The organism is Microvirga zambiensis WSM3693 (assembly GCF_016735695.1).
Lineage (GTDB): Bacteria > Pseudomonadota > Alphaproteobacteria > Rhizobiales > Beijerinckiaceae > Microvirga > Microvirga zambiensis.
Window position 1 is genome coordinate 158,379 of sequence record NZ_JAERQD010000004.1, and the last position, 18,910, is coordinate 177,288.

An 18,910-nucleotide genomic window follows, 5' to 3' on the forward strand; every position below is an offset into this window, starting at 1 on the left:
GGCGCTTCAGGGCTCTGAGGCGAGAGCCCGCGTGATGGGGCCGTCGTATGATTGAGCGATTGAAGAAGGGGACCGGGGTCCTCGCCGTTTCGCGATTATCCGTCACGCAGTCCCGCTCAAGCTGCTCGATGACCGAGCGCCGTCGCCTGCTGTGCATATGGAGGCTAAAAGCCTATCCGTCAACTGCGGAGGCTGACATAAAACCGTCATGTCCCCTTCCGGCTCCAAGGCCTGGCGCATCGTCTCGGCCCTCTCCATCACCCATCTGGTCTCCTATGGGACGCTGTTTTACGCCTTCGCGCTTCTCATCGAGCCGATGGAGCGGGATCTCGGATGGTCGAAGACGGCACTGACCGCCGTGTTCTCTCTCGCCCTCGTCTCCTCAGCCTTCTCCGCAGTTCCGATCGGGCAGCTGATCGACCGGGGCCATGGACGGGCCGTCATGACTGGCGGCTCGGTGCTGGCCGCCCTTCTCCTCGCCCTCTGGGCCTTCACGGACAATTATCCGGTTTTCGTGCTGATCTGGATCGGCCTGGGAGCGGCCATGAGCGCTGTCTTCTATGATGCGGGTTTTGCGGTCCTCGCCCTCAATCTTGGCCTTTCGGCCCGGCGTGGCATCACCGTCGTCACCCTTGTCGCCGGCTTCGCCAGCACCGTGTTCATCCCACTCCTTCATGTGCTCATCGAACAGTACGGCTGGCGGGGAACGCTTCTCGTGATGGCAGCTCTCAACATCGCCATCTGCGCCGTCCTGCACGCGATCGGCATTCCCCCCGCCCCGGTGCGGCCGCGGCATCGGAGCGGCGGCACCTCCGTCGAGCCCTTCACCTCAAACCCGCGCTGGATCTTGGCCAAGCCGGCCTTCTGGCTCTTCGTCGCCACCAACGTGCTTCTCGGGATGATCTCGACGGGGATCCCCGTCCATCTGATCCCGATTCTGCTGGAGCGTGGCTTCAGCCTGGAAGCGGCGGTCGCCGCCTATGCGGTTATCGGCCCGGCCCAGGTCTTGGCGCGCTTCGTGACCGGGTTCGGCGAGCGGGCGATGAGCCTGCGAGGCATCGGGATCTTGACCATGGCGCTCAGCGTCCTCGCCTTCTTGGTCCTGCCCTTGATCCCGGCAGGATCCTGGTTGATTCTAAGCTTTGCCGCGTTTTACGGCGCATCCAACGGCATGATCACCATCGTGCGGGCCCTGCTGCCCCCGGAACTGTTCGGCCGCGACAATTATGGGGCAATCCAGGGCATGATCGCGATGCCGGTCAGGCTCGCCATGGCCGGCGCCCCCTTCGCCTTCGGCGCTCTCTGGGCATGGCGGGGCAGCTACGATGCCGTCCTGTTCTCCTGCCTCGCCATGGCGGTGTGTGCCTTCGTGGCTTTCATGCTAAATCTTGCCCTGGCGAAAGAGCTCTGATGCTACCGGATGCGCGGTGACGTCGGATCGATCCCAAAAGGCCATTTCACTTTTGAGGCCGATGCTTTAGACGGCTAAGGAAATCATATTCTGGGTATCCGGGTTATCCCGTTGGAAGGAAAGACGCGTTCCGTGACGACAGTGACCGATCTTCTGATTGTGGGCGGCGGCATCAACGGCGCGGGCATCGCGCGCGATGCGGTAGGCCGTGGCCTCTCGGTGGTGCTCTGCGAGCAGGGCGACCTTGCCGGCTACACCTCCTCTGCCTCCACCAAGCTGATCCATGGCGGCCTGCGCTATCTGGAATATTACGAGTTCCGCCTGGTGCGCGAGGCCCTGTTCGAGCGCGAGCGCCTGCTGAACTCCGCGCCTCACATCATCTGGCCCCTGCGCTTCATCCTTCCCTACGAGAAGGGCATCCGCCCGGCCTGGCTGGTGCGCCTCGGCCTGTTCCTCTACGACCATCTCGCCCCGCGCAAGAAACTGCCCGGCACGGAGACCATCAAGCTCACCCGGCATCCCGCCGGCCAGGCCCTGAAGCCCGGTTTCGACACCGCCTTCGTCTATTCCGACTGCTGGGTCGAAGACAGCCGCATGGTGGCGCTCAACGCCATCGACGCCTTCGAGAAGGGCGCCGACATCCGCGTGCGCACCAAGCTCGTCTCCGCCCGCCGGGACGGCGATGTGTGGGTGGCAAGTCTTCAGAACGCGGAGACGGGCGAAACCCAGGACGTCCGTGCGCGGGTCATCGTCAATGCCGGCGGCCCTTTCGTGGCCGACGTGCTCAACGCCAAGCTCGGACTCAACACCAAGAAGAGCGTGCGCCTCGTGAAGGGCAGCCACATCGTGGTGCCGAAGCTCTTCGACACCAAGGAAGCCTTCATTCTCCAGAATACGGACAAGCGGATCGTCTTCGCGATCCCCTACCAGGAGAAGTTCACCCTCATCGGCACCACCGACATCCCGGTCGAGGCCGTGCCTGACAAGAAGGTCACGATCAGCCAGGACGAGATCCAGTATCTCTGCAACATCGTGAATCACTTCTTCAAGAAGTCCGTGACGCCGGCGGATGTGGTCTGGACTTATTCCGGCGTGCGCCCGCTCTTCGACGACGGCTCCTCGAACGCATCCGCCGTGACCCGCGACTACGTGTTCGACATGGATGCGCCGCAGGGCCAGGCACCCGTGCTGTCGATCTTCGGCGGGAAGATCACCACCTTCCGCAAGCTTGCCGAGCACGCGCTCGACGAGCTGAAGACATACTTCCCCAACATGAAGCCGGCATGGACGGAAAACGCCAAGATGCCGGGCGGCGACATGCCGGATGCGGATTTCGACCGCTTCTTCGGCACCGTGCGCCAGCGCTGGCCGTTCCTGCCCGAACAGGTCGCCCATCGCCTCGCCCGTGCCTATGGCACGCGGATCGAAGAGCTTCTGGGTTCCGCCAAGTCCTTCGCCGATCTCGGCGAGGATTTCGGCGCGGGCCTGACGGCGGCGGAGGTAGATTACCTTGTGCGGCGCGAATGGGCGCGCAGCGCCGAGGACATTCTCTGGCGCCGCTCCAAGCTCGGGCTGCATGTGTCGGTTGACGCTGCGTCCAAGATCGACGCCTATTTGGCCAAGAAAAAAGTGGCCTCCGTCGCCGCTCAATAATTTCGGGGAAGACCATGGCACACTATGTCGGCGCCATCGACCAGGGCACGACCAGCTCTCGCTTCATCGTGTTCGACAAGACGGGAAGCATCGTCTCGTCCGGCCAGAAGGAACACGAGCAGATCTATCCCCAGCCCGGGTATGTCGAGCACGACCCGCTGGAGATCTGGCGCAATACCCAGGAAGTGATCCGGGAAGCCCTCGCAAAGAAAGGGCTGTCGCCCCGCGACCTTGCCGCCATCGGCATTACCAACCAGCGCGAGACGACGCTGATCTGGGACAAGCGCACCGGCAAGCCCCTGCACAATGCCCTCGTCTGGCAGGACACCCGGGTCGACGCGGCGGTCGAGGAATTCGCCCAGGATGGCGGCTCCGACCGCCTGCGGGCGAAGACCGGCCTACCGCTGGCGAGCTATTTTTCCGGACTGAAACTGCGCTGGCTGCTCGACAATGTGCCCGGCGCCCGCGAGAAGGCGGCCTCCGGCGACGTGCTGTTCGGCAATATCGATACCTGGCTGGTCTGGAACCTGACCGGCGGCGTCGATGGCGGCTGCCACATCACCGATGTGACCAATGCCAGCCGCACGCAGCTCATGAATCTGCAGACCCTCGCATGGGACGAGGAGATCCTGCGGCTCTTCGATATTCCGCGCGCCTGCCTGCCGGAGATCAGGTCATCGAGCGAGGTCTATGGCGAGGCGACGGACGAGTTGGCCGGCGTTCCGATCGCCGGCATTCTCGGCGACCAGCAGGCGGCTCTGGTGGGTCAGGCCTGCTTCCAGCAGGGCGAAGCCAAGAACACCTACGGCACCGGCTGCTTCATGCTCATGAACACCGGCGAGACCCCCTATTCTTCGAAATGCGGCCTTCTTACCACGGTCAGCTACCGCTTCGGACAGGAGAAGGCGGTCTATGCCCTGGAAGGCTCCATCGCCATCGCCGGCGCGCTGGTGCAATGGTTGCGCGACAATCTCGGCCTGATCGAGAAGAGCAGCGACATCGAGGTTCTCGCCCGTGGCGTCGAGGACAATGGCGGCGTGACCATCGTGCCCGCTTTTTCGGGCCTCTATGCGCCGCATTGGAATTCCCATGCCCGCGGCCTCGTCGGCGGTCTGACCCGCTATGCCAACAAGGGCCATATCGCCCGCGCGGCGCTGGAGGCCACCGCCTTCCAGACCCGTGAGGTGCTGGATGCCATGACCAAGGATACCGGCATCGCCGTCAAGGAACTGCGCACGGATGGCGGCATGGTGGTCAATGAACTTCTGATGCAGTTCCAGGCCGATATCCTCGACGTGCCGGTGGTGCGTCCGAAGGTGATCGAAACGACCGCATTGGGGGCCGCCTACGCCGCCGGTTTGGCGACCGGGTTCTGGAGCGGGCCAGACGAGCTCATTCGCAATTGGGCCGTCGACAAGCGCTGGAAACCTGCGATGGAAGCCTCCCGCCGCGACCGCCTGAATGCGGAATGGAACAAGGCCGTCAGCCGATCCCTCGACTGGGCCGACTGATACCGGCGATGTGACGGCGGCAGCGATGATGCGGGCCGCCGTCTTGGCCGCCTCATGCAGCAGACAGAGCGGTGCGGATTTTCTCGGCGAATTCCATCAGCAGTTCAGGCTTTTCCATCTGACCCGTATGGGGCTTCAGCGGCACGCCGTCGAAGCGGGGAAGCACGTGAAAGTGGATGTGGAACACCACCTGGCCACCGGCGCTTTCGTTGAACTGCTGGATCGTCAGCCCATCGGCGGAGAGCGCGCTCTTGGCGGCCTTGCCCACCACCTGCACGGCTTTCATCAGTTCTGCCAGAACCTCGGGGTCGACATCGAGGAGATTGCGGGCCTTTGACTTCGGGATGACCAGCACATGGCCATCGCCGCGCGGCATGACATCCATGAAGGCCAGGACGCGATCGGTCTCATAGACCTTATGACACGGCAGCTCGCCGCGGAGGATCTTCGCGAACACATTGTTGTCGTCGTAGGTCATCCCGTCCCCTGCTCCCGTATCTGCGGTCGTCTCGCAAGCCTTGTATACCGATCCGCGCCGACAATCACCCATCCGGATGCGATGCTTTCATTACGGCAGAACCATCGCCGACAGCTTTGAGAGATCGATGGCTCACCGTATGCGTCGCGTTGTTCGCAAATAAATCCGGCCGCTCGACATTGTCGCATCAAGTATCTCGATGCCTGAATTTTATTCCCACGAACACAGTATTGCCACGTTTATTCCCAATCGAGCCTGGCTTTAAGCGTAACAATTCACTTGGGCTGAATATTTTCGGAAAAATTTTTGCAAAGGTTCCCTGCTCCCAACCGGAACCATCGAATCCCCTTGCGGTTGATGAAACACGAACACCATTGATAAGGAGGCACAAATGACGCCAGGTGGTTCGACCTCGAAGCGTGGCTTCGCGTCGATGGATTCCGACCGGCAGCGCGAAATTGCGAGCAAGGGCGGGAAAAGCGTTCCTGCCGAGAAGCGGTCCTTCTCACAGGATCGTGAACTTGCCTCGGAAGCCGGCCGCAAGGGCGGCCAGGCCTCGGGCAGCACCCGCGGCAATCAGGAATAATTGCTGCTGAGCAAAGTTAAGGGGTCGAACGGCCCCTTAACTTTGTGGATCACCATCTCCCGAAACCGTCAGGCCTGAATTTGGACCTTCCGCGGTTCCGTCAGGGAGAGCGCCGTTGCGGCCAGCATGACCGCCATCCCAACGGCCTCAGGAATGCCGAAAGGCTCTCCGGCATAGACCACGCCGACACCGACCGCGATGATCGGGCTTACGAACGAATAAAGACCAGCCCGAAACGCGCCCCAATCCCGCACCAGCGACAGGTAGATCGAGAACGCGATGAGCGAACCTCCCAGAACGAGGACGCTCAGACCGAGGACCACTCTGCCATCGGTCAGAGCCCTTAAATGGGCCGGATCATATCCCTCGATGGCAAGCGAGATCGGAACGAGGGCAATCCCTCCGATCAGGCTCTGCCAGAATGCCAGCACCAGCGGCGACATGGTCAGCGTGAGAGGCCGGCTGATCACCGACCCCCAGGCATAGGAGGCCGTCGCAACCACGACGGCAGCGAGCCCCAGGGCCGCCATGGTACTGTTCTGCGAAACGCCGGTGCGCCCGGAAAACAAAAGCACCAATCCGAGGATGCCGAGCCCTATCGCACCGGTCCGGCGCATGGTGATCCGCTCCTGTCCGTGGAGCGCTCCTGCCAACACCAAAAAGATCGGCAGGAGGGCCAAATTCACGATGGCGGACAATCCGGTCGGAGCCCTCGCCACCCCCCAGAACAGAAAGCTGTAGCAACCGGTGGTGATCAGCAAGGATGCGCCAATAATCCGGCTCAACGGATCGGCGCGAAAGCGCAGTCCTTGCGCCCGCCCCAACAGATAGAAACAGATGGCGGCAAGCAGAAAGCGCACAGAGGCGAGAAAAATCGGCGGGGTGGCTTCTGACGCCACCTTCATCGGCAGCCATGTCAGGCCCCAGATCAGCGCCATCAGGGCAAACGCCGCGATGCGGCTCACTCCAAGCACCTGCAGACAGGCATGCGATCCTCGAGGGAGCTGATTTCAGACGAATGTCATGGTGGCAGCAGGAACAGGGGTTGACCAGCCGCCGGCGCGACATTTGCACAGATGGGAAATGTCAAATCCTGAAATTGAACTCCGCCTTGGTCAAAGCGGGCTCAATCAGAACCTCCTCGGGCATTCCGCGATTCATGATCGCTCTGAAATCCGACAGGATCGGTTGCTGGAAAACGATGGTGCCGAGGTCGATCTGACGAACGAGGTCTCCTGCAAGCGGCCCCATCGCATCGAGCGACACCACGTCCAGTTCGGCCGCGGCCTCCAGGGCGACGTCCGACACGGGATTGCGGGAAGATCCGATCAGCGCCAGCAGGCAATACTCGTCCAAGCTGCTGTGCCTGGATCCGAGTGGGCGATGGGAAAAAGCCCGGTCTCGCTGACGGGTCAGGGAGAAGGCGAGAAGAAGCATATCCGAGACGATCGCTCTTGCCGTCTCCGGTGTCGTGTATTGCGACAGCGCCTGTTCGGGCGCGTCAAGAAGGGCGAGGTCGTAATGGTCGTCGAGGCTGTTGAGGGACCTGAAGACGTCGATGACCGGAACCATGCTCGGATGCAGCAATACGGCTACACGCTCACTTAGGAGCGGCTTGGGGAACGCTTCACGCATGAACGGGCAGCCTCGGAATTTTTCTGACTTAAACGGGCAGCCCAGGCCCTGTCGGGACGACATGGGGCAAGGCCGGAACGAGGAGATGGCGCCGCACCATCAGCGGGCATGTGACTTCGTCGTCATGGCAGACGGGAATGATACCGCTCAGCATAGAGGCGACGGACGGCCGATCCCTTGCGGGCGAGCTCGATGCGAGCCGGGAGAACTCGTCCGGCAGTTCTTCATGACACAGTAAGGCATCCAGTTCGTTTGTGGCTGTCATGGTTCCCTCCGCATGGCTCTTGCAACAGCAACGTATGCGTCACCCCGTGGTTCCTTCTGCGGCAAGAAGTCCGGAAGCGCCTGACCCGAATCCGCCCGGGATGGACGACGAAAAAAGGCGCCTGGGGAAACCCCAGGCGCCACATCGATAGGAACCGATGCTCCCGTTATTGCGGGGTGGCGGGTCGCGTCGTTCCGGTCGTGCCGGTGGTCGTGTTGTTGGCGTCCCCGTCCTCATCGAACGCCGGAGCCGCCTGAAGCTCGGCCTTCGTCATGCGGAGCATGACGCGCTCGGGCTTGTTGTGGTCGTTAGCAGCCGTATTCGTCGTCGCCATACCTGTCGACGGTGCCGTGCCGGTCGCGGTCGTGTTGCCGGTCGCGGTCGTGTTGCCGGTCGCCGTCGAGCCCGTCGTCGCAACGTTGCGGTTGGCGCTGTCGGCAGCCTGAGCCTGTTGGGCGCTCAGGAACTCGAGCGATCCGAACGGAACGGCCACATCCTTCTCACCGATCCCGAGGAAACCGCCGACGCCGACCACGGCCGCCTTGGCCTGGCCGTCACGGCCCAGAATCACGTCGTTGATGTCGCCGATCGATTCGTTGTTGGCGCTGACCACCTTCGTGCCGATCAGATCGGACGCCATGATCTGGTTCGTATCAAGCTTGGTCATGAACTGACCGGAGGCCGCGCTGCTCTGACTCATCGTGGACGTGCCGGGCGTCATCGCAGGCGCCCCTGTCGTGGTTGAGGTCGCCCCGGAAGCAGCGGGGCGATCCGTCGGGCTCGACGGGGTGGCGGCGGTCTGAGCGAAGGCGGGCGCAGCAGCAAAAGCCGTCACGACGAGGCAGGCTGCCATATGCTTCTTCAGCATTGCTTATTCTCCCGAAAAATACACTAAATCGCGTTACGCGCGAACATGCGCTGTGTTGCTAACGCGGGCGACCAATAACCGTTCCGATTATCAGCACGATCAAGCCATATTTTTCGTCAGTATATTTTATATATAAAACTGAATACTTATTAATATTCATAGACAGCAAAGGTATGATTGCCGACCATCATCTGACGAGCGGCAATCATCCATGCCGAGAGTAGCAACATTTATTGAGGACGATTGGTTCCGCGACCGAAGAAAATCGCCGGACGGTGCCATGTCCGCTCCATGATGGCGAGCGGGACAGGCACCACCTTCGTGATATCGCGGGATTGTCCGGGAAGGTCGCCTTTTACGACAGCGACTGGTCGAGGGAGGCGAGGCAGAGGCTCGGCATCCTGTTGGCGCTGGCTTTGACGAGCGGACTCACATCGCCCATGCAGCCCACCGGATTGCGCGTCTTCTGCTTCTGCGGTTGCGGCGTCTCGTTACCCTCGCGGCGGTTGACCGGATGCTGAGAGGATGGCCCCCGCATCTCCTCCTTGAGCGTCAGGACCGGCAGATCGGTATTTCGTGCGTAGCTGGTGACGCCCGCGCGAGGATCCGACTTGTAGAGAACCTGGCCATCGCGGTCGCGTAGGATGACGGTCGCATCGGTTACCCCGACCACTTCGACGATCGAGACGGACGTGGGACTTCCGACCGATACAGGCCCGGCGACCCGGTCCCCTTTCGTCGGGGCGGCCATGGCGAGTCGTGACCCTTCGGATTGGGCCAGGGGCGACACGCTAAAGACATCAGGGGCGAAACTTCCGGCAACGAAGAACACCCCGGCAAGACCCACCAAAGCCACAGGGGTACGGAACATCCCTCTCTCCCGCTATCTCACCTCAGCAATACGGAAAAATAACGCGACCCTATGTTTGATGTTCCTATACCTTCCGTAGGAGTGGCGAATAAAAAGGGGGATTGAAACTTGGAACATTTGTTTTCGATGAGGCGTTCTTAAAGCACCGGCCTCCTGGTCCTCCCCGCATTCCCCTTGTGCATTGGCCGGCACCTTAGACGGGCTTATGAGCCCGTCTTTTTTTGTGCCCAATACATCGCGAAAAAGAAAAGCCCGGCCTTGAGGCCGGGCGATTACTTGAAGCTATCGTTCGCTGAAGGCTCAGGCCGTCGCGGCGCGGGCCTCGCGGCGCCGGGCGCTCTGCTGGAAGAACAGCGCCTGGCTGATGACAGCCGATACATTCGCCGGCTGGAAGGGCTTCGCGATCAGGAAGGCCGGCTCCGGACGCTCGCCGGTCAGGAAGCGCTCGGGATAGGCCGTGATGAAGATCACCGGCACCTCGAAGGCTTTCAGCAGATCGTTGACCGCATCGAGACCCGAGCTGCCGTCCGCCAGCTGGATATCGGCGAGGATCAGCCCGGGCTGCTTCGCGGATGCGAGCTTGACGGCTTCCGTCCTCGTGCGGGCGACGCCGGTGACGTTGTGGCCGAGGCCTTCGACAAGCGCCTCGAGATCCATCGCGATCAGAGGCTCGTCCTCGATGATGAGGATGTCGGTGGCCATGTCGGCCGCAAGCTCGCGGCCGGCCTCGTCGACGAGGTCGCGGACCGTCCGCGTGTCGACGTCGAGGATCTGGCCGACTTCCTCTTCCCCGAAGCCTTCGAGGCAGGACAGGAGGAACGCCTGGCGGGGCAGCGGCGTGATCTGACCTAGGCGGACTTCCGCCGGGAGATCGCGCTGGATCTGCTCGCTGCGGCCATTGACCGACAGGGAGTTCCAGATTCGTGTGAAGACCTTGAAGAGCTCGACCTTTACGTTACCGGAAGGGCTGATGGTCTCCGGCTCGCTCACAAGCGTCTCGAGGGTGGCGGCCACATAGGCGTCACCAGCCATCTGACTGCCTGTCAGGGCTCGGGCGTAACGGCGAAGATATGGTAAATGCTGGACGACAAGCTGGGCTGTCGACATTCGCTTCCCCTTAAACTGTGCTTTTGGCTCGTTGTACCGACGGTCCATTCAACGCGGCAAAGCTGCAAAAGTTCCATGGATGGAACCGAGCGCTGCAGCCAGCGTTATTGCTCGAAAACCAATATATGGATACTGCCAAGGTTGGCCATTCTTTTCCAGGACAGGATGGCAAGGGGACACAGATGACGGTCGACAAGGGGAACAAGCTGGCTCGTGTCGTTCTCGAGAACTCGCGCGGGAGCACGCCTGCTACCGATCCGAAACTCGACACAGGCAGCCAGAAGCGCATCGGCGACCAGCTTCGCGCGATGTACGACGAACTCATGCAGCAGCCTGTGCCGGATCGTTTCAGGGATCTCCTCGACCAGCTCGACAAGAAGAACGGAGCAAAGGAAGGGTCTCAATGACCCCAGAGCCCGAGCCGGAGCTTCGTGAGGCACTTCTCGCGGCGGTTCCGAGCCTTCGCGCCTTCGCCATATCGCTTTCCGGCCAGGTCGACCGGGCCGACGATCTCGTTCAGGACACCCTTTTGAGAGCTCTCGCCAATCTGCATCGGTTCGAGCCGGGCACGAACCTGAATGCCTGGCTCTTCACCATCCTGCGCAATCTCTTCCATTCCGAATACCGGAAACGCCGCCGCGAGGTCGAAGACCCGGACGGGTCCTATGCCGGTCGCCTCAAGGTCCAGCCGGAACAGAGCTCGCATCTGGATTTCGAGGATTTCCGCAGCGCGCTCGCCAAGCTCCCGGCCGATCAGCGGGAAGCCCTGCTCCTTGTCGGCGCTTCCGGATTTTCCTACGAGGAGGCGGCTCATATCTGCGGCTGTGCGGTCGGCACCATCAAGAGCCGCGTCAACCGCGCCCGATTCCGCCTCGCCTCTCTCCTGAACGTGGAAGATATCGACGATCTCGGCCCCGACAGCATGACCCGGGCCGCGCTGCAGGGCTGAGCATCGAAAACGACCTGCCCTTTCGTCATCACCGCAACGAAAAACGCCGCCCTTGCGGGGGCGGCGCTTTTTGACAGGATGCCTGAGCGGCATCACATGGGGCTTCGTCCGCGCAGCAGGCCGATGACGGCGGAAATGGCGAACAGGACGATCGCAACAAAGAAGATCAGCTTCGCGATCTCAACGGCCGTGCCGGCAATGCCGCCAAAGCCGAAAAGAGCTGCGACGAGAGCGATAATCAGAAAAGTGACAGCCCAACCGAGCATGGTGTTACCTCGCTAACTTACAATCGACGATAAGTCGACGATGCAGCAACAACGCCAAGCGCGACTGTAAGGTTCCGCCTGATCGCGCAGTGTTCATCTCCCATTCAATAGTAATCCCGCAGGCTTTTCGTCGCATGGAACCTGCCTCTTGGCCGTACGTTTTCAAGAACACCTGGGAGAGATGACCGATGACTCGTTCAGTGGCTCTTCGTGCCTTCTGTATTTTTGCCTTTTTTACCGCGCTCACGGCGATTACCGGATTGGTTTCGCACGTTGAAATTGCCGAAGTGCTTTTCCTGATCGCCGGCTCTCTTTCCGCCGTCATGCTTTTCTTCGCCGCGGCAACGGCACCTTCGCAAAATCTCGTCCCCGTGCGCGTTCGTCGTCGGCGCTGATCGCTCTGCATCGGTCGACATAGGCGGCTCGAAGGAGCCGCCTTTTTCATGTCAGGCCTCCGTCGCCTCGCCGCCGTTCGGATGAAGCACAGAGCCCGTGACATAGGAAGAATCCTCGCAGGCCAGAAACAGATAGGCCGGCGCCACCTCGTTCGGCTGCCCCGGACGCTTCATCGGCGTTTTGGCACCGAACTGCTTCACTTCCTCTGCGGAGAAGGTCGATGGAATCAAGGGCGTCCAGATCGGCCCCGGCGCTACGCCGTTCACGCGGATGCCATCGCTTGCAAGCTTCTGCGCCAATGATCGCGTGAAAGCCACGATGGCGCCCTTCGTCGCGCTGTAATCGAGCAGATGCGAGCTGCCGCGATAGGCCGTGACAGACGTGGTGTTGATGATCGCCGCTCCCTTCTTCAGGTGCGGCATCGCCGCCTGCGCCATGTAGAAGTAGCCGAAGATGTTCGTGCGGAATGTGCTCTCGATCTGCTCCGGCGTGATCTCTGCGATCTCGTCTTTCGGATGCTGCTCGGCGGCATTGTTGACGAGCACGTCGAGCCGACCGAATCGCTCGATGACCTGATCGATGGCGGAGCCGCAGAAAGCGGGATCGCCAACATTGCCGGCGAGCGTCAGACACGAGCGCCCTTCCCGTTCCACCAGGCGCTTCGTCTCCTGCGCGTCCTCGGTCTCGTTCAGATAGACGATCGCAAGATCGGCACCTTCGCGGGCGAACAGAACGGCCGTCGCCCGTCCGATGCCGCTGTCGCCGCCGGTGATGAGCGCGACCTTGTCCTTGAGACGCCCGCTGCCGGGATAGCGGGGCTCGTAATCGGGTCGCGGATGCATCTCCGTCTCGTGCCCGGGCTGATGATCCTGCTCTTGCGGCGGCAGGGTCTGTTTCTGTTCGGAACTCATGCGGAAATCCCTCGACGGAAAAGACGCACGGGTTTCGGATCGTGGCGAAAACCGGATGCAAAACGAAACCCGCGTTGAGGCTCAACGCGGGCTCGAAAAGCGTGTTCCTGGAAAGTGTAACAGCTAGTGCGACATGCCCGCCGGTTCGCCCCTGCCCGGTGCCATCTGCAGGATGTGATAGAGGATGATGGCGCCGAAGGTTGCAGTGCCGATGCCATCCAGGGTGAAGCCGGCCACGTTCAGCTTGAAGTTGCCGGCACCTAGAACGAGAGCCACCGCGACGGTGATCAGATTGCGCGGGTTCGAGAAGTCGACCCGGTTCTCGACCCAGATCCGGCCGGCGGTCGCGGCGATGAGGCCGAACACCACGATGGAGAGGCCTCCGAGCACGGGGCCCGGAATGGTGCCGATGAAGGCGCCGAACTTCGGCGACAGGCCGAGCAGCAGGGCGAAGCCCGCCGCGATGATGAAGACCAGGGTCGAATAGATGCGGGTCACAGCCATTACGCCCATGTTCTCGGCATAGGTGGTCATGCCCGTGCCGCCGGCGGAGCCGGAGAGCATGGTGGCGAGACCGTCGCCCATGAAGGCGCGCCCGAGATAGGGATCGAGGTTGCGTCCGGTCATGGCGCCGATCGCCTTGATGTGTCCGAGATTCTCGGCCACCAGGATGATGGCGACGGGAGCGATCAGGCTGATCGCCCGCGCATCGAAGACGGGACTATGGAAGGTCGGCAGGCCGAACCAGGCCGCTTGAGCCACCTTCGTGAAGTCGATGGGCTGGCCGAGGCCAAGGAGGTTGGCGCAGACATAGTACAGCAGGTAGCCGGCGGCGCCGCCGATCAGCACCGGCAGGCGGCGCCACATTCCGGGCGCATAGACCGCAACGAGCCCCACCGCCACCACGGTCGCGAGCGCAATCCAGCGGGCGAAATTGCTTCCCGCCGCGTTGTCGGGCGTCACGCCGGAGGCGCTGTTGATGGCGATCGGCGCCAGTACCAGGCCGATGGCGGCCACGATGGCGCCGGTGACCACGGGCGGCATCAGCCGCTCGATCCAGCGGTGACCGGCCATCTGCACCACGACGCCGATGAGGAAATAGAGCGCGCCGGCCGCGATGATGCCACCGAGCGCCAGGGCGATGTTCGGGTTCGGGCTGCCGACGCTCGCGCCGGTGGCGACGAGGACGGGCCCGATGAAGGCGAAGCTCGAGCCGAGATAGCTCGGCACCCGTCCGCCGACCACGAGGAAGAAGATCAGCGTCGCCAACCCTGAGAACAGGATCGAGACGTTCGGATCGAAGCCCATCAGGATCGGCGCCAGCACCGTCGCGCCGAACATGGCGACCACGTGCTGCAGGCCGAGAACCACCATCTGGCCCGCCGGCAGCCGCTCGTCCGGCATGATGACGCCTTCGGTCTTCAGGCTCCACCGTGGAAAGTAACCGTCGCTCATAAAATCCCCCAAGCGCATCGTGCGGAAAAGTGGACCCGGTTTTCAGCACTCAACGATGCGCCGCCAATGGATCGAGCATCGGATTGGATCCCAAAAGTGGGTCCACTTTTGGGTCCGATGCTCTAGCGGTCGCAAATTCGGCCGCAACCTAGACCCGGCAATGCCGAAATGGCTAGGCGGAGAAAACGCTTATTAACCGGCGAGACGGGTCGAATTCTGGACAAGATCGCCGATGAGGCTCACATCATTCCCGATCGCGACGGATGAGGATGAAAATGCGCAAGGATTACCAAGTGCCGGAAGGCACCCTGCACCGCCTCTGGATCGACAGCCAATGCCTGAAGGACAACTTTCTCGGCGATCCCTCCCGGCGCCGGGTCGACGTCTATATCCCCGCAGGCCATGACGGCCGAGGCCTCCCCCTCCTCGTCGACCTCGTCGGCTATACGGCCGGCGGTCCCGCTCACACCAACTGGAAGAACTACGGCGAGAACGCGCCGGAGCGCCTCGACCGCCTCATCGGCACCGGCGCCATGCCGCCGGTCGTCGTGGCCTTTCCGGACTGCTTCACCAGGCTGGGCGGCAACCAATATGTCGACAGCGCGGCCATGGGGCCGTGGGAGACCTTCCTCATCCGCGAGATGCTGCCCTTCGTCGAGGAGCGCTTCGGCTGCGGAGGCAACGGGCGCCGGGGCGTGTTCGGCAAGAGTTCGGGCGGTTACGGCGCCATGGTCCACGCCCTGCGGCAAGGTGGCTCGGTGTGGTCGGCGGCGGCCTCCCATTCGGGCGATGTCGGCTTCGAATATCTGTACCACCTCGGCGAATTCGCTGCGGCTTTGCGCCACCTCGTCGACCACAACATGTCCATCGAGGCTTTCCTGCGTAAATTCGAGGCCGGCCCCAAGGCCAAGGACAAGGACTGGCACGTGCTGATGCTGCTCGCCCAGGCGGCGAGCTTCGATCCGGATACGAGCCAGTTCTACGGCGTTCGCCTCCCCGTGGATCTCGTCACCTGCGAGATCATCGACGAGCGCTGGTCCAACTGGCTCAAGTGGGATCCGCTGCGCATGGTCGACCGGCCCGAATACCAGGACAATCTGCGCAAGCTGAAAGCCTTCTACATCGATTGCGGCGACATCGACCAATACAACATGGTCTACGGCTCGCGCATCCTGCGCCGGAAGCTCACGGATGCCGGCATTCCCCACACCTACGAGGAATTCCACGACGACCATTCCTCGGTCGATTACCGCATGGATGTCAGCCTGCCGCTGCTCGCCAAGGCGCTGACGTAAGGTCCGGCTCAGGCGCCGTCGGGCTCGTCCTCGGTCGGCAATTCGCAATGGTTGTGGATATGGGTCGCCGCCAAAGCGGCATGACCCATGCCGACGACGATCTGGTCGAGCCCGCGGACGATGTCGCCGGCGGCATAGAGTCCCTTCACGCTCGTCTGGCAGTGGCTGTCGACGATGAGCCCGCCGGACGGGTCATGCTTCGCGCCGAGCGAGATCGCGAGATCCGAGCGGTATTTCAGGCCGAGCGCCGAATAGAGCACGTCGAACCGGTGCTCCTTGCCGCCCATATGCACGGCGGAAATCCGGTCATCCTCCATCTCGAGGGATTCCACGGGGCTTTCGACGATCTTGATGTCGTGCTCGTCGAGCCTCGCCTGCTGCTCCGGATTCAGCTCGAGCGGCTGCCCGAGCGTCAGCAGCGTCACGTCGCGGGAATAGGTGCGCGCGATGAAGACCGCCTCGCCAATGCCGTGGGCGCCGTAGCCGATGACGGCGATCTTGCGGTCGCGGGATTCATAGCCGTCGCAGATCGGGCAATAGCGCACGAGCCCGCGCTGGACGGCGTTGGGCATGTCGGGCAGGTCGGGCTCGATATCGACTGAGCCGGTGGCCAGCACCACGCGCCGGGCCGCGATCTGCTCCATGCCGCCATCCTTGTCTTCTACCACCGCGATGAAGCGGTCCGGCTGCTTCTTGAGCCCGGTGACCCGCCCGGCCTGGACCACGGCGCCGTATTGCTCGAGATTGGTGCGGGTCCGGAGCAGGATCTCCTCCCCGGAAATGCCCTCGGCGAAGACTGGGATGTTATGGCTCGTCGGAATCCAGGCCGCCCGCGGCGTGCCGCTGTCGATCACCGCGAAACGGCGCTTGAACCGGGCCAGATACAGCCCCGTCGTCAGCCCCGCCGGCCCGCCGCCGACGATCAGGCAATCCAAGATATCCCCGTTCGATCCCATTCCGCTTTGGTCCCCTATTCCGCGTCAGGAGGCAAAACACGCGAGAGCGGGAAAAGATCGTCATTGCCTTCTAAGGCAATAACAATGGCGATGAACCAACGTGCCTGCTCAGGAGTTTAACGCGCTGCGCTGATAGGTACTTGGGTTCGTTCTGCCAAAGTCAATCTGTCTGCTGATAGGAGACGGTGTTCGATTGGAAACCTGAGCTATCGTAGTTTTATTTAGCCGACTAACTACCGATGCCAAATGTATCTTAGCTAGAATGGCGCCTTAGTTCGGACGTTACGGCTTACGGGGCGCACGCCTGCGCTTAGAGTTCAAGAGCTATCCTGGCAACATAAGCCTTTGGTCAGGTAACTCGGCTCCTCCCACAGGCTGGCGCAACCTCGTCGCTTACTACTGCCCAAGTCACAGGACCTTGGCCGTCACATTGCCACCTCCGATCATGGACATGGTAACGGTCCCATAGCGACTCGTTGCCCGCTTTCGGCATGGCCTTGTCTGCATTCTCGGAGTAAAGCTCACCATCATGGATTATTTCGTGCTAAGGCTTTTGCTTCATCAAAGGCGCGAATGGCTGAATTACGCCGCGATACAGCGCGGCGCTCATAGCGCTCAAACCGCGCAAGCTGTTCCCATTGGACTGCGCGCTGTTTAGCCTCGTATTTCGCGTTGGCCCGACGCAACTTGACGCGCTCAACTTCACTCTCATACGCCGATTGCGCTGCAATTTGCGCGAGTTCAACCTCTCGCTGCACGGCCCGGGTTCCTGCGCGATACGCCTCGACACGCATTGCCATGGTGAACCTAATGCGGTCCGGTCGTTCGGGCATTGGTTCCATCTCACATGGAGGATCATGAAACTCTGGATTCGATAGCATTTGCTTTAGTAGTTCACGGCGCGCCCCGCGAATTCGGTCGACATCGACCGCCGCTGCCACGAGATGCATGGCCGCCTGAAGGACGGAGGGATTGTCGGCTGTAGCGCCGGCCATTTTCTCAGCGAGCGCGGTGATGTCACGCGCCAGTTCCGGTAGTGTCAAAGCCGGGATTGCCAGACCATGCTTAAAAGCATTCAGGCGCGACTGCGTCTTGCCTTCGGCGGTGCGAGGGCCGGTGCTACGTTGGGCATTAGTGCGGTTAGCCGACGCTCTCTTGGATGAGCCCATCATTGCCCCCTATTGTTACCGCGGCACCGGATAGTCTGCTCGGATACCCTCGATAATCGGAGGATGCGGCCGCGCACCGCTTTCCCTTCGGCGCTCCAAGTTGTGCAATGCCTTGTCGCGACGTGCGTCGGCGCCCCCAATGAGGTCATCAAGCTGTTCAAGTTTATCCAGCTTGTTCGACAGAGCTCTGCCTCGGATAGTATCCCAGTCAAGGCCCCGGTCCTTGAGAGCTTTTTCGACCGAAGCCCGTGCTGCCTTATCACCAGCCACCCATCGAGCGATAACGCTGCTATCAAGCTGAAGCAGGCGCTGGACGGCTTCATTTTGCGTATCAGACAGGAAGCCAACCCGCACACGTCGGTAGAACTGCCCATCATAGATGCGGTCCACAAACTCTTTGACCCAAATTGCCTCGATGATATCGCGTGGCATAAGCGCGGCAACGACTTTTGACAGTAATTCGTTATAGATTGCTTCATCTTCGCCAAGCAGGCGCGCGCGGTCGGCAAAGAGCGGGCCGAGGTCGCGGGGATCGACGATGGAAGCATTCGCTGTCCAAGCAGAATCGTCTGCTGTAGGCGGTGGGCGCTTAATACGTGGATCCTCATGACCCTTTATGGGCTTATTTCCCCCAAGTTCTTGCGACATAAAAATCTCCCTTGTCATTGTTGTGACTGTGAGAAACCGAGGAGGTTTCTCATCGTTAGGCGTGAGCCTGGGCCCAAGCGCCGTAGCGCGACCCTCAGAAGCTCAGTCCCCGGATAACGTCCTGCAGCAAGAATGGAATAAACAAACTGGTAGTTCCTGGGCTCATGTGGTTGAACCAAAACTAACTTGGGACAACCTGGCTAACTTATTGAGTTACCGTGAAAATGCCTTGAGGAAATGATCAGGAATTCGTCGAGAGACCTTAGATGTTTGTAAGGAGGATCGGACCTACACCCGCTCCCCTCTTCAACCTAGAGGAGTTCTTTATACGGATCGTGCGCATTCGAGCACCGGTTTTGCCTCCGGCTGTCGAACCAATAATTACTACACCGTTGCTGCTCGCCGGTCGGAGAAGCTACTCAGCTCTCTAGTCCCTCCGATGATCACACTGGGCGCGAGCCGGAAGCGTGGGGACTAGGC

The 18,910-nt window shown here is 61.5% G+C and carries 21 protein-coding genes; 8 read left to right on the forward strand and 13 right to left on the reverse strand.

The genetic code is table 11. The features are described 5' to 3' along the window. Positions 1 to 208: 208 nt before the first annotated feature. The 3 genes from JKL46_RS05405 (at position 209) to glpK (ending at position 4,575) form a co-directional block, all read left to right on the forward strand. Positions 209 to 1,411 (forward strand): MFS transporter, encoded by a 1,203-nt coding sequence (locus JKL46_RS05405; protein WP_201830552.1) that lies wholly within the window; start codon positions 209 to 211, stop codon positions 1,409 to 1,411. Between the two features lie 132 nt (positions 1,412 to 1,543). Then, positions 1,544 to 3,064, forward strand: a complete 1,521-nt coding sequence (locus tag JKL46_RS05410; protein WP_201830554.1) for a glycerol-3-phosphate dehydrogenase — start codon at positions 1,544 to 1,546, stop codon at positions 3,062 to 3,064. A gap of 14 nt (positions 3,065 to 3,078) precedes the next feature. Beyond that, on the forward strand, positions 3,079 to 4,575 hold the full coding sequence (gene glpK, locus JKL46_RS05415; protein ID WP_201830556.1) for a glycerol kinase GlpK: 1,497 nt from the start codon (positions 3,079 to 3,081) through the stop codon (positions 4,573 to 4,575). Positions 4,576 to 4,627: 52 nt separating this feature from the next. Here glpK and JKL46_RS05420 read toward each other — a convergent pair whose 3' ends face one another. Continuing rightward, positions 4,628 to 5,053 (reverse strand): HIT family protein, encoded by a 426-nt coding sequence (locus JKL46_RS05420; RefSeq protein ID WP_201830558.1) that lies wholly within the window; start codon positions 5,051 to 5,053, stop codon positions 4,628 to 4,630. 391 nt (positions 5,054 to 5,444) lie between these two features. Between JKL46_RS05420 and JKL46_RS05425 the strand changes: the two genes are divergently transcribed. Further along, the gene (locus JKL46_RS05425; RefSeq protein WP_201830560.1) at positions 5,445 to 5,639 is read left to right on the forward strand and encodes a con-10 family general stress protein; all 195 of its coding nucleotides are present in this window, start codon (positions 5,445 to 5,447) and stop codon (positions 5,637 to 5,639) included. A 68-nt stretch (positions 5,640 to 5,707) separates the two neighbouring features. Here JKL46_RS05425 and JKL46_RS05430 read toward each other — a convergent pair whose 3' ends face one another. From JKL46_RS05430 to JKL46_RS05455, 6 genes are all read right to left on the reverse strand, one after another. Beyond that, the gene (locus JKL46_RS05430) at positions 5,708 to 6,604 is read right to left on the reverse strand and encodes a DMT family transporter (protein WP_343074020.1); all 897 of its coding nucleotides are present in this window, start codon (positions 6,602 to 6,604) and stop codon (positions 5,708 to 5,710) included. A 121-nt stretch (positions 6,605 to 6,725) separates the two neighbouring features. Beyond that, a complete protein-coding gene (locus JKL46_RS05435; RefSeq protein ID WP_201830562.1) occupies positions 6,726 to 7,274 on the reverse strand; it encodes a hypothetical protein in 549 nt (182 codons plus the stop codon). Positions 7,275 to 7,302: 28 nt separating this feature from the next. Next, positions 7,303 to 7,539 (reverse strand): hypothetical protein, encoded by a 237-nt coding sequence (locus tag JKL46_RS05440; protein ID WP_201830563.1) that lies wholly within the window; start codon positions 7,537 to 7,539, stop codon positions 7,303 to 7,305. A 166-nt stretch (positions 7,540 to 7,705) separates the two neighbouring features. Next, positions 7,706 to 8,407, reverse strand: coding sequence for a PRC-barrel domain-containing protein (locus JKL46_RS05445; RefSeq protein WP_201830565.1), 702 nt, complete (start codon positions 8,405 to 8,407; stop codon positions 7,706 to 7,708). 355 nt (positions 8,408 to 8,762) lie between these two features. Beyond that, positions 8,763 to 9,278, reverse strand: coding sequence for a hypothetical protein (locus tag JKL46_RS05450; RefSeq protein WP_201830567.1), 516 nt, complete (start codon positions 9,276 to 9,278; stop codon positions 8,763 to 8,765). Positions 9,279 to 9,578: 300 nt separating this feature from the next. Further along, complete coding sequence (locus JKL46_RS05455; protein ID WP_201830569.1) at positions 9,579 to 10,385, reverse strand: response regulator; 807 nt, start codon at positions 10,383 to 10,385, stop codon at positions 9,579 to 9,581. A 182-nt stretch (positions 10,386 to 10,567) separates the two neighbouring features. On the opposite strand from JKL46_RS05455, the gene JKL46_RS05460 reads away from it, so the two are divergent. Next, a complete protein-coding gene (locus tag JKL46_RS05460; protein WP_201830570.1) occupies positions 10,568 to 10,792 on the forward strand; it encodes a NepR family anti-sigma factor in 225 nt (74 codons plus the stop codon). Then, positions 10,789 to 11,334, forward strand: a complete 546-nt coding sequence (locus JKL46_RS05465) for a sigma-70 family RNA polymerase sigma factor (RefSeq protein WP_201830571.1) — start codon at positions 10,789 to 10,791, stop codon at positions 11,332 to 11,334. Before JKL46_RS05460 ends, JKL46_RS05465 begins: the two co-directional genes overlap by 4 nt. Positions 11,335 to 11,426: 92 nt before the next feature. Here the strand turns inward: JKL46_RS05465 and JKL46_RS05470 are convergent, their stop codons facing one another. After that, complete coding sequence (locus JKL46_RS05470) at positions 11,427 to 11,600, reverse strand: DUF1328 domain-containing protein (RefSeq protein ID WP_009494036.1); 174 nt, start codon at positions 11,598 to 11,600, stop codon at positions 11,427 to 11,429. Positions 11,601 to 11,788: 188 nt separating this feature from the next. On the opposite strand from JKL46_RS05470, the gene JKL46_RS05475 reads away from it, so the two are divergent. Beyond that, entirely contained in the window at positions 11,789 to 11,995 is a 207-nt protein-coding gene (locus JKL46_RS05475) for a hypothetical protein (protein ID WP_201830572.1), read from the forward strand. Positions 11,996 to 12,046: 51 nt separating this feature from the next. Here JKL46_RS05475 and JKL46_RS05480 read toward each other — a convergent pair whose 3' ends face one another. After that, positions 12,047 to 12,907 (reverse strand): SDR family oxidoreductase, encoded by an 861-nt coding sequence (locus JKL46_RS05480; RefSeq protein WP_201830573.1) that lies wholly within the window; start codon positions 12,905 to 12,907, stop codon positions 12,047 to 12,049. A gap of 123 nt (positions 12,908 to 13,030) precedes the next feature. Next, positions 13,031 to 14,362, reverse strand: a complete 1,332-nt coding sequence (locus JKL46_RS05485) for a solute carrier family 23 protein (RefSeq protein WP_201830574.1) — start codon at positions 14,360 to 14,362, stop codon at positions 13,031 to 13,033. Positions 14,363 to 14,637: 275 nt separating this feature from the next. Here JKL46_RS05485 and JKL46_RS05490 point away from each other — a divergent pair, with 275 nt between their 5' ends. Next, entirely contained in the window at positions 14,638 to 15,657 is a 1,020-nt protein-coding gene (locus JKL46_RS05490) for an alpha/beta hydrolase (protein WP_201830576.1), read from the forward strand. Positions 15,658 to 15,665: 8 nt separating this feature from the next. On the opposite strand, the gene JKL46_RS05495 is transcribed toward JKL46_RS05490, so the two are convergent. The 3 genes from JKL46_RS05495 to JKL46_RS05505 all read right to left on the reverse strand — a co-directional run bounded on the left by JKL46_RS05495 (position 15,666) and on the right by JKL46_RS05505 (position 18,430). After that, a complete protein-coding gene (locus tag JKL46_RS05495; protein ID WP_201830578.1) occupies positions 15,666 to 16,613 on the reverse strand; it encodes an NAD(P)/FAD-dependent oxidoreductase in 948 nt (315 codons plus the stop codon). Between the two features lie 527 nt (positions 16,614 to 17,140). Next, the gene (locus JKL46_RS05500; RefSeq protein WP_210381260.1) at positions 17,141 to 17,782 is read right to left on the reverse strand and encodes a hypothetical protein; all 642 of its coding nucleotides are present in this window, start codon (positions 17,780 to 17,782) and stop codon (positions 17,141 to 17,143) included. 15 nt (positions 17,783 to 17,797) lie between these two features. Beyond that, positions 17,798 to 18,430: a hypothetical protein gene (locus JKL46_RS05505; RefSeq protein ID WP_201830580.1), complete on the reverse strand. Its 633-nt coding sequence runs from the start codon at positions 18,428 to 18,430 to the stop codon at positions 17,798 to 17,800. Positions 18,431 to 18,910: the final 480 nt, after the last annotated feature.

Excerpts from the sequence above, each read along its gene's own strand:
- JKL46_RS05455 (WP_201830569.1), bottom strand. The coding sequence starts at position 10,385 with ATGTCGACAGCCCAGCTTGTCGTCCAGCATTTACCATATCTTCGCCGT.
- JKL46_RS05500 (WP_210381260.1), bottom strand. The coding sequence starts at position 17,782 with ATGGGCTCATCCAAGAGAGCGTCGGCTAACCGCACTAATGCCCAACGT.
- JKL46_RS05435 (WP_201830562.1), bottom strand. The coding sequence starts at position 7,274 with ATGCGTGAAGCGTTCCCCAAGCCGCTCCTAAGTGAGCGTGTAGCCGTA.
- glpK (WP_201830556.1), top strand. The coding sequence starts at position 3,079 with ATGGCACACTATGTCGGCGCCATCGACCAGGGCACGACCAGCTCTCGC.
- JKL46_RS05440 (WP_201830563.1), bottom strand. The coding sequence starts at position 7,539 with ATGACAGCCACAAACGAACTGGATGCCTTACTGTGTCATGAAGAACTG.
- JKL46_RS05450 (WP_201830567.1), bottom strand. The coding sequence starts at position 9,278 with ATGTTCCGTACCCCTGTGGCTTTGGTGGGTCTTGCCGGGGTGTTCTTC.
- JKL46_RS05420 (WP_201830558.1), bottom strand. The coding sequence starts at position 5,053 with ATGACCTACGACGACAACAATGTGTTCGCGAAGATCCTCCGCGGCGAG.
- JKL46_RS05470 (WP_009494036.1), bottom strand. The coding sequence starts at position 11,600 with ATGCTCGGTTGGGCTGTCACTTTTCTGATTATCGCTCTCGTCGCAGCT.
- JKL46_RS05485 (WP_201830574.1), bottom strand. The coding sequence starts at position 14,362 with ATGAGCGACGGTTACTTTCCACGGTGGAGCCTGAAGACCGAAGGCGTC.
- JKL46_RS05405 (WP_201830552.1), top strand. The coding sequence starts at position 209 with ATGTCCCCTTCCGGCTCCAAGGCCTGGCGCATCGTCTCGGCCCTCTCC.
- JKL46_RS05475 (WP_201830572.1), top strand. The coding sequence starts at position 11,789 with ATGACTCGTTCAGTGGCTCTTCGTGCCTTCTGTATTTTTGCCTTTTTT.
- JKL46_RS05490 (WP_201830576.1), top strand. The coding sequence starts at position 14,638 with ATGCGCAAGGATTACCAAGTGCCGGAAGGCACCCTGCACCGCCTCTGG.
- JKL46_RS05505 (WP_201830580.1), bottom strand. The coding sequence starts at position 18,430 with ATGTCGCAAGAACTTGGGGGAAATAAGCCCATAAAGGGTCATGAGGAT.
- JKL46_RS05445 (WP_201830565.1), bottom strand. The coding sequence starts at position 8,407 with ATGCTGAAGAAGCATATGGCAGCCTGCCTCGTCGTGACGGCTTTTGCT.
- JKL46_RS05495 (WP_201830578.1), bottom strand. The coding sequence starts at position 16,613 with ATGGGATCGAACGGGGATATCTTGGATTGCCTGATCGTCGGCGGCGGG.
- JKL46_RS05425 (WP_201830560.1), top strand. The coding sequence starts at position 5,445 with ATGACGCCAGGTGGTTCGACCTCGAAGCGTGGCTTCGCGTCGATGGAT.
- JKL46_RS05480 (WP_201830573.1), bottom strand. The coding sequence starts at position 12,907 with ATGAGTTCCGAACAGAAACAGACCCTGCCGCCGCAAGAGCAGGATCAT.
- JKL46_RS05460 (WP_201830570.1), top strand. The coding sequence starts at position 10,568 with ATGACGGTCGACAAGGGGAACAAGCTGGCTCGTGTCGTTCTCGAGAAC.
- JKL46_RS05465 (WP_201830571.1), top strand. The coding sequence starts at position 10,789 with ATGACCCCAGAGCCCGAGCCGGAGCTTCGTGAGGCACTTCTCGCGGCG.